Here is a 12,864-nt window from a genome sequence, read left to right as displayed (position 1 = left end):
CTGGTTAAGTGCCCTGTTTGTGAATAGCTGAGGGATCGACGTTCATGCGTACATTTCCCTCGAATGTGATCGTCTGCCCCTTATCCGTCATCTTGACCGACTGCGCAACAATAGAGGCACCATCTTTCTGAATGCTTACGGGATCCTCGCTGGTGAGCTTCCCGCCCTTGATGTCGACCTTGGCGCTCTGGAAGTTGGCCGTCAGCCCATTGCTCAAAAGGATGGCAAAGGGAGATTTGACATCGAGATTGTCGGTCGCACGATCGTAATCTGCGGCCGTCGCCTCGACGCGGGCGATCAGATCGTCCTTCATCGGGACGGCCGCCTTGATATTCTCAAGCGTCATCAGGTTGGGATTCTTGATATCCTGAAGCGCGCGTTCCGCCAGCATCGAATAGTTGATGCCATCCGAGTTGCGGCCGGAGATGGCGGGCTTTTCCATCACCACCTTGCCATTCTCGATCTTGGCGCCCTCGATCTTGATGTTCTCCGGCAGGTAGGTGCGGATCACGGATACACCAATGAAGATCAGCGACACCACAACGGCCGCGATCGGAAGAATGACCTTCAGGCGGCGCACCCGTGCCGAATGGAAGCGCGCAGCGACATAGGCGCTTCGCTCCGGCGTCACATAGTCAGCCTGTCCCGTGGTGTTCAAAGTATTGAGCATAACCTGGTCCGTGTAGGTGATGGAGCAGCGAATATAAGCATTCTCGCGCTCGATCACAGTTCGTTTCGCATTATTACACTGACTTGCCAATATGGATTTTTTTCTGCAACAAGCAACAAAGGCGCCGACGCGTGCAAAATCTACGTGTCCGAACGGCGCAGGAGCCCTAGATTTGCGGGATCACGCGTGCTCCCCACCCCCTGGAGGAATGTATGGACAGTTCCATGATCGCCGATCGCCGCAGGCTTCGCCGCAAGGTCGGTTTCTGGCGCGTCGTCGCGGTGCTGCTGCTCGTGCTATTGGGTTACGCTGCTTACCGGGCACTCATCGGCGATATCGCGACCAGTCGGCCGCACGTCGCCCATGTGACCATTTCCGGGCTGATCACCGATGATGACGAGCTGCTGGAGCGGCTGAAGAAAATCGAAAAGAGCGATGCGGTGAAGGCCGTCATCGTCTCGATTTCCTCACCCGGGGGCACGACTTATGGCGGAGAGCGGATATTCAAGGCAATCCGCGCCATTGCCGCCAAGAAGCCTGTCGTATCCGACGTGCGCACGCTGGCCGCTTCCGCCGGCTACATGATCGCGACCGCCGGCGACATGATTATTGCCGGCGACAGCTCGATCACCGGCTCGATCGGGGTGATCTTCCAGTATCCGCAGATCAGGCCGCTGCTCGACAAGATCGGCGTTTCGATGGAAGAAATCAAATCGTCGCCCTTGAAGGCCGAACCGTCGCCATTCCATCCGGCGAGCGAAGAGGCCAAGGCCATGATCAACAACTTGATTCTCGACAGCTACGGCTGGTTCGTCGATCTCGTCGCCGAGCGGCGCAAGCTGCCGCATGATGAGGTGCAGAAGCTTGCGGACGGCTCGATATTCACCGGCCGTCAGGCGCTCAAGGTCAAGCTGATCGACCAGATCGGCGGAAATGACGAGATCAGGGCCTACCTTGAGACGCGCAAGGTCAGCAAGAACCTACCTGAGGTCGATTGGGACAAGAGAAGAAACACAGCTTTCCTGCTCGCAGACAGCGCGTCTCATATCCTCACGCTGCTTGGTTATGACGATCTTGCCAAGGCGCGCGACCTCGGCGGAATCCTGCCGCAGAAGTTGCTCCTTGACGGGCTCCTTTCAGTTTGGCAGGTTGGCAATGATTGATAAGAAATCAATAATTTAAGGGGGACGAAAGTGATCAAGTCCGAACTGGTGCAGATCGTTGCAGCCCGCAACCCGCATCTTTATCATCGTGACGTCGAGAATATCGTCAACGCGGTTCTCGATGAGATAACCGACGCGCTCGCGGCCGGCAATCGCGTCGAGTTGCGCGGCTTCGGCGCCTTCTCGGTGAAGAACCGCCCGTCCCGCTCCGGCCGCAACCCGCGTACCGGCGATACCGTTTTCGTCGAGGAGAAGTGGGTTCCCTTCTTCAAGACCGGCAAGGAGCTGCGTGAGCGCCTCAACCCGGGACAGGCCGACGAAGAGGATTGATCCTCTCCCTGATGCAGCCCGCGGCAAGCCCGCACTTGAACTTGTGTCTCGGCCCACTATCCTGCTGACCAGATCAAAGCGCTGCGTCAAAGTCGACGGGCGTTGATATACGGAGGCCGAGCATGGCGAAGAAGATCACCAACCTTTTGATTTTTTTACCACTCGGAATCATTTTGATCATCTTCTGCGTCGCCAACAGGCAGGTGGTGACGCTCGCCTTCAACCCGTTTCGGCCGGACGACCAAGTCCTTTCCTTGTCAGCGCCGTTCTTCGTGTTTCTTTTCATCACGCTGATCATCGGCATGCTGGTCGGCTCGGCAGCCACCTGGCTCAATCAGGGCAAATACCGCAAGCGTGCGCGAACCGAAGCGAAAGCGGCCGTTCGCTGGCAGGCCGAGGCGGACCGCCACAAGACCCACGCCGAGGAGATTGCGGGCCATCTGGCGTCGAGGTGACGCGCACGCCAAGGGCGGATAGCGGGCCGAAATTCAGCTATGCAACCACTTGCAGCCATAGATCCGGCTTCATAGCTATATAAAATGCGACCCACTGCACATCTGCTAGGCACAGTCGTTTCGCGGCATACGAGCCCTGCCTTGCGAGGATGAGACCATGAATATCGACGAAATCCTGCGGTCAGTCGTGGCCGTTCGCTCCTCAATTCCTGATGATGCCTTTACGGCCGGCACACTCGGCACGCGCCGGGAGGGAAGTGGCGTCGTCATCAAGCCATCCGGACTGGTCCTCACCATCGGCTACCTGATCACCGAGGCCGAGGAAGTCTGGCTGACCACGCTAGACGGGCGCGTTGTCGCGGCCCATCCTCTCGCCTACGATCAGGAGACCGGGTTCGGCCTGCTTCAAGCACTGGGTGACCTCGGCCTGCCGGCATTGGAATTCGGCGACGACATCGGCGCTAACCTCGGTGATCCGGTCGTGCTGGCGGATGGAATCGGCCAGTTCGTGGAAGCCAGGATCGTGGCAAAGCAGGAATTCGCGGGTTATTGGGAATATCTGCTTGATGAGGCGATCTTCACCACGCCTGCGCATCCCTCCTGGGGAGGCGCGGCACTCATTAATGGCGACGGCAAGCTGCTTGGCATCGGGTCACTGCGGCTGCAGATGAGTCAGGGCGGCGACGCCGTCGATATCAACATGATCGTGCCGATCAATCTGCTTCCGCCAATTCTGGACGACCTGATGACCCAGGGCCGCGTCAACAAGCCACCGCGTCCATGGCTGGGCGCGTTCTCCGCAGAAAGCAACGGCGATGTGATCGTTATGAGCGTCGCCGACGGAAGTCCTGCGGACGAGGCCGGCCTGCGCCGAGGCGACATCATTTCCGAGATCCGCGACGGCGAGGTCGATGGACTTGCCGATTTCTATCGCAAGGTCTGGAGCAGTGGCCCAGCCGGCGCGGAAATCCCGATGCGGGTGGTGCGCAATGGACGCGAGGCGTGGCTGCGCATCAGGTCCGCTGATCGCAATGCTTTCCTGAAGAAGCCGCAGCTTCAATAGGCCTGCGCATCCCGGGCGGCTGGGTAGAAACTCATCTCTTCGTAGTCGCCTTCCGCCGATGAGCCGGATCCCGTGACGATGAACCCCTTGGATCGATAGAAGGCGTTCGCACGCTCGTTCTTGACCAGGCATTTCAGCCGATACTTCCTGAGCGGCCAGTTCGGCAGCGTAGCGAGCAAGGCGGCGCCCGCCCCCTGCCCTTGCCAGGACTTGCTGATATAAAGCATGTGAATGAAATCGTCCGGCGGCCACAGGGTCATGAAGCCTGCGGTCTCACCGTTCGGCGCTTCTGCAATCCATAGGTCTTCGCCCTGTGTGTGGACGCTGAAATCCTCGTGGCGGAAGCTGGCCGGATCGACCCATGTGAATGTTTCGCGGCGGACGGCCAGATATATGTCGGCCAGCCTTTCCAACTCCGATTGAAGTGGCGATCTGATGGTCCACTTCACGGATGGTGACGTCGTCTGAATGGAGAAATCTGTCAATTCCGACCCTTATTCTGCGGCTTTGGCACTGACGGCGGCGTTGAAGCTGGAGAAGAACTGCTGCGCCAGCTTAGCGGAGGTTGAGTCGATCAACCGCGCGCCGAGTTGGGCAATCTTGCCACCAACCTGGGCCTTTGCTTCATACTGCAGGACCGTCTCCTGGCCCTCATCCTTCAATACGACATCAGCGCCGCCCTTGGCAAAGCCGGCAATACCGCCCTTACCTTCACCCGAGATCGTGTAACTTTCCGGCGCCTGAATGTTGGAGAGCAGGACCTCGCCGTTGAACGTCGCCGAAACCGGACCGATCTTGACCTTCACCACTGCCATGAGCTCCGTCGGGGACTTCATCTCCAGGTTCTGACAGCCCGGAATGCACTGCTTCAATATCTCGGGATCATTGAGTGCCGCCCATACGACATCCCGGGGTGCGGCAATCCGTTCTTCGCCGGTCAAGTCCATCCGAAAATCCTCCCCTTTTCGATGTGGCTCAATTTATCACAGCCCGAAAGCGCTTTGCCAAGATGAAACGGAATGCTATTTGCACGGGCTCTATCGAATTGAAGCACGCGGAAGATTACGTTGAGACAAAAAGAACGCCGGCCAGGCCAGAAACCCGCCGCCGGCCCCTCCGGCGGACGCCGCGCCGACGATCGAGGCCCGCGCCCGGCAAAGCCCGCAGCGAAGCCGGCGCCGGCCCGTGAAAGGGTGCGCGAACCTGCCTCCGTGCCTACTGCAATCGACCGGCCGCTGATGGTGCGGACTGGCGAGCGTCCGGCTGAACGCGTGCCCGTCATCCTTGAATCCCTTGGCGCAGGCGACTTCCATCTGATCGACAGCGGCAACGGCGAGAAGCTGGAGCAATACGGCCCCTACCGGATCGTGCGCCCTGAGGGCCAGGCGCTCTGGCAACCGTCCTTGCCAAAGCAAACCTGGGAAAAGGTCGATGCCGTCTTCACCGGCGATACCGACGAGGAAGGCACCGGGCGCTGGCGCTTTCCCAAGGAAGCGCTCGGCGAGACCTGGCCGCTCAATCTGCTCGGCGTGGATTTCCTCGGCCGCTTCACCTCTTTCCGCCACGTCGGCGTCTTTCCTGAGCAGATCGCCCACTGGACCTGGATGAAGCAACAGGTCGAGGCCGCCAAGCGGCCATTGAAGGTTCTGAACCTCTTTGGCTACACCGGTGTTGCCTCCCTGGTTGCCGCCGCCGCGGGCGCCGAGGTTACGCATGTCGATGCTTCCAAGAAGGCGATCGGCTGGGCGCGCGAAAACCAGGCGATGAGCCGGCTGGAGAAGGCGCCGATCCGCTGGATCTGTGAAGACGCGATGAAGTTCATCCTGCGGGAAGAACGCCGCGGCAACACCTATGACATCATCCTCACTGATCCGCCGAGCTTCGGCCGCGGCCCGAACGGCGAGGTTTGGCATCTTTTCGCGCACCTGCCGCTGATGCTCGATATCTGCCGTGAAATCCTGTCTCCGAAGGCGGTTGGACTTGTGTTGACGGCCTATTCGATCCGGGCCAGCTTCTATTCGATCCATGAACTGATGCGCGAGACCATGCGCGGGGCCGGCGGTGTCGTCGAATCCGGCGAGCTCGTCCTTCGCGAGGCCGGGCTGGACGGCAAGGCGCCGGGCCGCGCACTCTCCACCTCACTCTTCTCCCGTTGGTACCCAAATGAGCCATGAACACAGGGGCCACGGCCCGCATAAGGTCGGGCACGTGAAAGAGGTTACCTCGCTCGCCAATCCGATCATCAAGGACATTAAGGCGCTCAGCGACAAGAAGACCCGCGAGCAGAGCGGCACCTTCATGGCCGAAGGCTTGAAGCTGGTCATCGACGCGATCGAACTCGGCTGGACGATCCGCACGCTTGTCTATGCCAAAGCGGCCAAGGGCAAGCCGCTGGTCGAGCAGATGGCGGCAAAGACGGTCGCCTCCGGTGGGCTGGTGCTCGAGGTCAGCGAGAAGGTGATTTCCTCGATCACCCGTCGCGACAATCCGCAGATGGTGGTCGGCATCTTCGAAAGCCGCTGGAAGCCATTGCGCGAGATCCACCCAAGGCCGGGTGAAACCTGGATCGCCCTCGATCGCGTGCGCGATCCCGGCAACCTCGGCACGATCATCCGCACAGCCGACGCTGCCGGCGCCTCTGGCGTCATCCTTGTCGGCGAGACGACCGATCCCTTCTCGCTCGAAACGGTGCGCGCCACCATGGGCTCGGTGTTTGCCGTTCCCGTTGCACGCGCCACGGCGGAAGAATTCATTTCCTGGAAGAAGCACGCTGGAGCTTCCGTCGTTGCTACGCATCTGGCAGGGTCAGTTGACTACCGTACCATCGACTACAAGAAGAAGCCGGTGGTGATCCTGATGGGCAACGAGCAGTCCGGGCTGCCCGAGCACCTTGCCAAGGAAGCCGATGCGCTTGCCCGCATTCCGCAGCAGGGCCGTGCCGACTCGCTCAATCTTGCCGTCGCCAGCGCCGTCATGCTGTTCGAGGCGCGCCGCCACCTCCTCTCACTCGACGAGGCCAAATGACCGAACAGACGCTAGAACGACCGACGCTGCTTGCCCGGCCGCTGCCAATCCTGATCTTCATCGTCATCGCCGTCGCACTCGACCAGATCGTCAAGATCGTTGTCGACCACACCCTACCACTGCAGGAGCCGGTGCATCTTTTCCCGATGCTGGCGCTTTACCGAACCTACAATCTCGGCGTCGCCTTCTCGATGCTCTCGGGCATGGACGGCTGGTTCATCGTCGGCATGCGCCTCATCATCGTCGCTTTCGTCATCTGGCTCTGGCACCGCACCAACAAGCAACGCACCTTTGCTCACCTCGGCTACGCGCTGATCATCGCCGGCGCGCTCGGAAACCTGATCGATCGCTTCCTCTACGGGCATGTGATCGACTACATCCTGTTTCACACCGAGGCATGGTCGTTCGCCGTCTTCAACTTGGCCGACAGTTTTATCACGATCGGCGCGGGATGCGTGATTCTGGACGAGCTGATACAACCTAAAAACGCAGACCGTTAAAATCTTAGCGGTTTGCTGAAGGCATTTGGAACCGCCGCCGTGCTATTCCGGCGGGCATGCAAGGTCTCGGTCAATTGCACGACAGACTTGCCGCCGCGTTCGGGCGGCATACCGCTCATCGCCACGGTGAGCGGGACTCGGATATTGTTGCCTATCAAGCCGAGTTCGTTTCACCGCAATTCCAACGCAGCCGCGTCGGCCGCAAGCTTCTATCCTGGTGGTTGGGCGGTCTCGGCCTTGTTGGCGGCTTTCTCCTTGTTGTCGTGGCGCAGGCGGGCGGCCCTCTGCTGCCATCGATGGGGCTCGGCGTTGCCGCGCTGTCCTTCGTTGTCCTGCTCGCGATGCTCGCAACCACCAGACAACGCCCGTTGCGGAAACACCTCACCGGCGTTTCATCCGCATGGAGCCAGAGGGCGGCTCTCTTTGCGGAGATCCACGATGCGCTTGGCGACATTACCGTCACACGGAACATGGATCGGCGCATCGTTGGCGCCAACGAGGCATTTCGTCGGCTGACCGGCAGGCTCAACCCAGAGGGACTGACGTGTGAGGAGATTGGCATCGCCTTTCGACCGGGCTCGGCACCGCATCGCTTCGAGGTGGAGATCTCGACGCCGGAAGGCCAACGCATCTTTTTCTGGCGTGACGTCGTTACCCGCGACCCCGCCGACGGACGGCTCCTGCTGCAGAGCATCGCTCGCGATATCACCGACGAACGGCTGACCGCACAAGCCCGCGAGGAGGCCCGGCAGAAGGCCGAGTACAACAGCGCAGCCAAATCACGCCTGCTTGCCACGGTCAGCCATGAAATCCGCACTCCGCTGTCCGGCATCCTCGGCATGACGCATCTGCTGACCGAGACACGGCTGACGCAGGAACAGCAGAACTATCTGACGGGCATCCGCCAATCCGGCTATGCGCTGACGCAGCTGGTCGAGGACCTCCTAGACTTCTCGACCATCGAGGTCGGTCGTTTCCAATTGCGCCCCCGCGCAGAATCGCTGCGCAAACTCCTTGAAAGCGTCGTCGAAATGCTGGCCCACCGCGCCCATGAAAAGGGCATCGAGATTGGGACAACGGTATCCTCCGACCTTCCAGACATGATGAGCTTCGATCCGGCGCGCCTGCGCCAGGTGCTGTTCAACGTGATCGGCAACGCCGTGAAATTCACGCAGGCGGGCGGCGTTTTCGTCCAGGCATCGCTGCAGGCGAACAACGTGCTGATCAGTGTCACCGACACCGGCCCCGGCATGACCGAGGAAGAACAAAACCGCATCTTCGGCGAATTCGAGCAGGGCGGAACGCTGGTCGAGAAGAGCGCCGGGACAGGGCTTGGTCTCTCCATCTCCGCCCGCATCATGCGCGAATTTGGCGGCACACTTACGGTGACAAGCGAAAAGGGAGCCGGTAGCGAGTTCAGCATCCGCTTTCCGATCGCCATTCCGGAGGAACGCCGCAGTCGCCACAAGGCCGTGCTTGCAGGCAGCGTCGTGCTGCTGCTGGCACCGGCCGGTTCGGCGCGCAAAGCGATATCGGAGACGATCGCAACGCTCGGCGGCGATTGCCACCTGGTCACCGACGGTGCGAGCGCCCATGACATGTTGCTCGCCATGGCTGCGGGCGACCGCAGGCCAACCGACATCATCGTCGACCACCGGATGTCGACGGAGTTCGCCGAGCACCTTGCCGACCGTGCTGAAATCGCGGCACTGGGACTGCGCAAAATCTTCCTGGTCAACCCCGAGGAGCGCAACGCCCATCCGCTCGACCTATTCGACGCGTGGCTGATACGGCCGCTGCGCGAGCAATCGCTGATCGACGTGCTGCGTGGACGGATGCGCGGCATGGAGAAGCGCGATGCGTTGAACGATAACCAGCCCGGTTTCAGCGTTGCCATTCCGGAAGCGGGAATCCAGAGCGGGCTGCGTATCCTGCTGGCGGAAGACGACCCGATCAACGCGATGCTCATTCGCGCCATGCTCGAAAAAGCCGGTCATACCGTCGAGCACGTCGAGCACTTCGAGATGCTGCTCGACGCCGCGCTGTCGGAGGGAAGCGTGCGGCCTGACATTGTCATCAGCGACCTTTCCATGCCAGGAGGCGACGGCATCGACATGCTTGGCCGGCTACGCGGGCACGAACGCCGGCTCGATCTTCCGCCTGTTCCGATCCTCGTGCTCACCGCCGACAAGCGCGACGAATCCCGTAGACAAGTCTTGCTGAATGGTGCAAACCGCGTCATGGTAAAGCCGGTTGACCCGATAAGGTTGCTGACGGAAGTCCAAGCTGTTGCTGCGCTTTCGGCCCGCCGCGTGGAAGCGCGGTAGCCATCAAATAACCGGCACGCTTCTTGCGTATGGCGGCTGTATGATGTCACTTTCCTGTCGCATATAAGTGTTTTATGGCGTGTCAAAAGCCGGCAACGGGAGAATCGCCATGTCAGCAGACGCCCTCAACTGTGACGCTGTCGCCGAGCCCCCCCGGCCATCGACCACGCTTGCGCTAAAGGAAGGCGACGTTCTCGGCCGCATCGGCAATCTCGAAACTCGCCTTGCCCGAACGGCCAGCGAGATCGATGCGGCCCAGGCCGTCCGCTTCCGCGTCTTCGTCGAAGAAATGGGGGCACAGCTTTCGCCGGAGGCCATGCGCCGCAAGCGCGATTTCGATTCCTACGACACGTTCTGCGATCATTTGCTCGTGCTCGACCGCTCGATCGAGGGTGACAGCGAGGACCAGATCGTCGGCACCTATCGCCTGCTGCGACAGGAAGTCGCCATGGCGAACGGCGGCTTTTACTCGGCTTCGGAATTCGCCATCGACGAGCTGCTTGCTCGCCATCCGGACAAACGGTTCATGGAACTCGGCCGCTCCTGTGTGCTGCCCGACTACCGCACCAAGCGCACGGTCGAGCTTCTGTGGCAGGGCAACTGGGCCTATGCGCTGAAGCATGGCATGGGCGCCATGTTCGGTTGCGCCTCCTTCCCGGGCATCCACCCGGAAAGCCATGCGCTGGCACTGTCCTTCCTGCATCACAACGTCGCCGCGAAGGATGAGTGGGCCGTCGCCGCTCTTCCGCACCTTGCGCGCGACATGGATCTGATGCCGGCCGAAGCCGTCAACCCGAAGCGGGCTCTGATGGCACTGCCGCCGTTGATCAAGGGTTACCTGCGCCTCGGCGCCATGGTCGGTTCGACCGCCGTGGTCGACAAGGCCTTCAATACGACGGATGTCCTGATCGTGTTGCCGATCGCCAGCATTTCCGATCGCTACCTGAACTACTACGGCGCCGACGCCGGTCGTTTCGCGAGCTGACTTTCAAGCAGATGGAAGACGGAGCGGGAGGATGCCTCCCGCTCCGTTTTTGTTTCACGATCCAGCCGTATAGGCGGCGATCGCCGCCATGTTGACGATGTCGGAATCCTTTGCGCCCATCGAAGTGATCTGAACGGCCTTGTCGAGGCCGACGAGGATCGGGCCGATGACAGTCGAACCGCCAAGCTCCTGCAGCATCTTCGTGGAGATCGAGGCTGAGTGAAAGGCCGGCATGACGAGCACGTTGGCCGGGCCGGACAGGCGGCAGAACGGATACTGCTCCATGACCTTGCGGTTCAGCGCCACGTCGGCCGCCATCTCGCCGTCATACTCGAAATCGAGGCGGCGCTTGTCGAGGATTTTCACCGCCTCGCGCACACGCTCGGAGCGTTCGCCCGACGGATGACCGAAGGTCGAATAGGCAAGCATGGCGACGCGCGGCTGATAGCCCATGCGGCGCGCAAAGCCTGCGGCCTCGACAGCGATATCGGCGAGCTCGTCGGCGTTCGGCATATCGTGAACCGCTGTATCGGCGACGAACACCGTCCGGCCGCGGCACAGCGCGATCGATACGCCGATGACCCGATGGCCGGGTTTCATGTCGATGCAGCGGCGCACATCTTCCAGGGCCGTCGAATAGTTGCGGGTGATACCAGTAACCATCCCATCGGCGTCACCAAGCGCCACCATGCAAGCGGCGAAGTGGTTGCGATCCTGATGGATCAGACGCTGTGCGTCACGATGCAGGTAGCCTTTGCGCTGCAGGCGCGCATAGAGGTAGTCGATATAAGTTTCGACGCGGGTGGAGATACGTGCGTTGACGATTTCCAGCCCCGGCCGATTGAGGTCGATGCCGGCGCGCTCGGCGGTCTGGTGGATCAGGTCTTCGCGGCCGAGCAGGATCGCCGTGCCGAGCTCCTGGTTTGCGTAGGACATTGCCGCACGCATGACCTGCTCTTCTTCGGCCTCGGCAAAAACCACCCGCTTTGGACGGCGGCGAACGCGTTCGTAGAGGCTCGCCAGCGTCGAGGCGATGGGATCGCGGCGGCCGGAAAGTTCGCGGGCATAGGCCGCCATATCTGTAATCGGCTTGCGCGCTACGCCGCTGTCAATCGCTGCCTGTGCCACGGCAACCGGGATCGCCGAGATCAGGCGCGGATCAAACGGCACCGGAATGATGTATTGCGCACCAAAGCGCGGGCGGTTGCCCTGATAAGCGGCAACAACATCGTCAGGAACGTCCTCGCGGGCGAGATTTGCCAGCGCCTCAACAGCAGCGATCTTCATGGCGTCGTTGATGGTGGTCGCACGGACGTCCAGCGCGCCACGGAAGATATAGGGAAAACCGAGGACGTTGTTGACCTGGTTCGGATAATCGGAGCGACCCGTTGCCATGATGGCGTCGTCGCGGATGCGGGTAACCTCTTCGGGCGTAATTTCCGGATCGGGATTGGCCATCGCAAAGATGATCGGGCGATCAGCCATGGAGCGGATCATGCTCTCGGAGAACGCGCCCTTCTGCGAGAGGCCAAAAACCACGTCCGCGCCCTTCATCGCCTCCTCGAGCGTGCGCGCCTTGGTCTTGACCGCATGCGCCGACTTCCACTGGTTCATGCCCTCGGTGCGGCCCTGGTAGATCACGCCCTTGGTGTCGCAAAGGACGATATTCTCGGGCGCGAAGCCCATGGCCTTGATGAGCTCAACGCAGGCGATGGCTGCTGCACCCGCGCCATTGCAGACGAGTTTCGTCGTTTTCAGGTCGCGACCGGTCAGTTCCAGCGCATTGATGAGACCAGCGGCAGCAATGATCGCCGTGCCGTGCTGGTCATCATGGAAAACCGGGATGTCCATCAGTTCGCGCAGACGCTGCTCGATGATGAAACAGTCGGGCGCCTTGATGTCTTCGAGATTGATGCCGCCGAACGAGGGACCGAGGAAGCGGACGCAGTTGATGAACTCATCGACGTTTTCGGTATCGACTTCGAGATCGATGGAGTCGACGTCGGCAAAGCGCTTGAATAGCACCGACTTGCCTTCCATAACAGGCTTGGAGGCCAGTGCACCGAGATTGCCGAGACCGAGAATTGCGGTACCATTCGAGATGACCGCGACCATGTTGCCGCGCGTCGTATAATCATAGGCGGTGGCGGGATCGGCGGCGATTGCCTTCACCGGAACGGCAACGCCAGGCGAATAGGCGAGCGACAGATCGCGCTGGGTCGCCATAGGCTTCGTGGCGTTGATCTCCAGTTTTCCGGGCCGCCCCATGGCGTGGAACTCAAGAGCCTCGTTGTCGGTCACTGATGTAACCGGCCGCTGCTTCTTCTCGGTGTCGGGCATTTTACCT

General features: G+C 60.9%; 13 protein-coding genes. 9 read left to right on the top strand and 4 right to left on the bottom strand.

What is annotated here, in order from left to right; all coding sequences use genetic code 11:
- Positions 1-4 precede the first annotated feature (4 nt).
- Positions 5-670 (bottom strand): LPS export ABC transporter periplasmic protein LptC, encoded by a 666-nt coding sequence (lptC, locus tag RHIBUN_RS0105165; protein WP_025658730.1) that lies wholly within the window; start codon positions 668-670, stop codon positions 5-7.
- A gap of 212 nt (positions 671-882) precedes the next feature.
- Between lptC and sppA the strand changes: the two genes are divergently transcribed.
- The 4 genes from sppA (at position 883) to RHIBUN_RS0105145 (ending at position 3,681) form a co-directional block, all read left to right on the top strand.
- On the top strand, positions 883-1,833 hold the full coding sequence (sppA, locus tag RHIBUN_RS0105160) for a signal peptide peptidase SppA (protein WP_025658729.1): 951 nt from the start codon (positions 883-885) through the stop codon (positions 1,831-1,833).
- A 30-nt stretch (positions 1,834-1,863) separates the two neighbouring features.
- Positions 1,864-2,163 carry an integration host factor subunit beta gene (locus tag RHIBUN_RS0105155; protein WP_003544934.1) on the top strand — a complete coding sequence of 100 codons (300 nt, stop codon included), beginning with the start codon at positions 1,864-1,866 and terminating at the stop codon, positions 2,161-2,163.
- 122 nt (positions 2,164-2,285) lie between these two features.
- Positions 2,286-2,618 carry a membrane protein gene (locus RHIBUN_RS0105150; protein ID WP_025658728.1) on the top strand — a complete coding sequence of 111 codons (333 nt, stop codon included), beginning with the start codon at positions 2,286-2,288 and terminating at the stop codon, positions 2,616-2,618.
- Between the two features lie 157 nt (positions 2,619-2,775).
- Entirely contained in the window at positions 2,776-3,681 is a 906-nt protein-coding gene (locus RHIBUN_RS0105145; protein ID WP_018857732.1) for a S1C family serine protease, read from the top strand.
- Here the strand turns inward: RHIBUN_RS0105145 and RHIBUN_RS0105140 are convergent.
- Both RHIBUN_RS0105140 and RHIBUN_RS0105135 read right to left on the bottom strand, forming a co-directional pair.
- Positions 3,675-4,130, bottom strand: coding sequence for a GNAT family N-acetyltransferase (locus RHIBUN_RS0105140; RefSeq protein ID WP_025658727.1), 456 nt, complete (start codon positions 4,128-4,130; stop codon positions 3,675-3,677). The two genes, RHIBUN_RS0105145 and RHIBUN_RS0105140, sit on opposite strands and share 7 nt — an antisense overlap.
- Positions 4,131-4,175: 45 nt before the next feature.
- A complete protein-coding gene (locus tag RHIBUN_RS0105135) occupies positions 4,176-4,628 on the bottom strand; it encodes a carbon monoxide dehydrogenase subunit G (RefSeq protein ID WP_025658726.1) in 453 nt (150 codons plus the stop codon).
- A 120-nt stretch (positions 4,629-4,748) separates the two neighbouring features.
- Between RHIBUN_RS0105135 and RHIBUN_RS0105130 the strand changes: the two genes are divergently transcribed.
- From RHIBUN_RS0105130 to RHIBUN_RS0105110, 5 genes are all read left to right on the top strand, one after another.
- The gene (locus RHIBUN_RS0105130; RefSeq protein WP_025658725.1) at positions 4,749-5,855 is read left to right on the top strand and encodes a class I SAM-dependent methyltransferase; all 1,107 of its coding nucleotides are present in this window, start codon (positions 4,749-4,751) and stop codon (positions 5,853-5,855) included.
- On the top strand, positions 5,845-6,705 hold the full coding sequence (locus tag RHIBUN_RS0105125; protein ID WP_025658724.1) for an RNA methyltransferase: 861 nt from the start codon (positions 5,845-5,847) through the stop codon (positions 6,703-6,705). Before RHIBUN_RS0105130 ends, RHIBUN_RS0105125 begins: the two co-directional genes overlap by 11 nt.
- Positions 6,702-7,205 carry a signal peptidase II gene (gene lspA / locus RHIBUN_RS0105120; RefSeq protein ID WP_025658723.1) on the top strand — a complete coding sequence of 168 codons (504 nt, stop codon included), beginning with the start codon at positions 6,702-6,704 and terminating at the stop codon, positions 7,203-7,205. The genes RHIBUN_RS0105125 and lspA overlap by 4 nt, the downstream gene beginning before the upstream one ends.
- Positions 7,206-7,261: 56 nt before the next feature.
- On the top strand, positions 7,262-9,532 hold the full coding sequence (locus RHIBUN_RS0105115) for an ATP-binding protein (RefSeq protein WP_025658722.1): 2,271 nt from the start codon (positions 7,262-7,264) through the stop codon (positions 9,530-9,532).
- A gap of 109 nt (positions 9,533-9,641) precedes the next feature.
- The gene (locus tag RHIBUN_RS0105110) at positions 9,642-10,517 is read left to right on the top strand and encodes a GNAT family N-acetyltransferase (RefSeq protein WP_025658721.1); all 876 of its coding nucleotides are present in this window, start codon (positions 9,642-9,644) and stop codon (positions 10,515-10,517) included.
- Positions 10,518-10,571: 54 nt separating this feature from the next.
- Here the strand turns inward: RHIBUN_RS0105110 and RHIBUN_RS0105105 are convergent, their stop codons facing one another.
- On the bottom strand, positions 10,572-12,857 hold the full coding sequence (locus RHIBUN_RS0105105) for an NADP-dependent malic enzyme (RefSeq protein ID WP_025658720.1): 2,286 nt from the start codon (positions 12,855-12,857) through the stop codon (positions 10,572-10,574).
- Between the last annotated feature and the right edge of the window lie 7 nt (positions 12,858-12,864).

The sequence above is a fragment of the Rhizobium sp. IBUN genome (assembly GCF_000510625.1).
Classification (GTDB): domain Bacteria; phylum Pseudomonadota; class Alphaproteobacteria; order Rhizobiales; family Rhizobiaceae; genus Rhizobium; species Rhizobium altiplani.
This window is presented reverse-complemented; position numbering and strand designations above follow the sequence as displayed.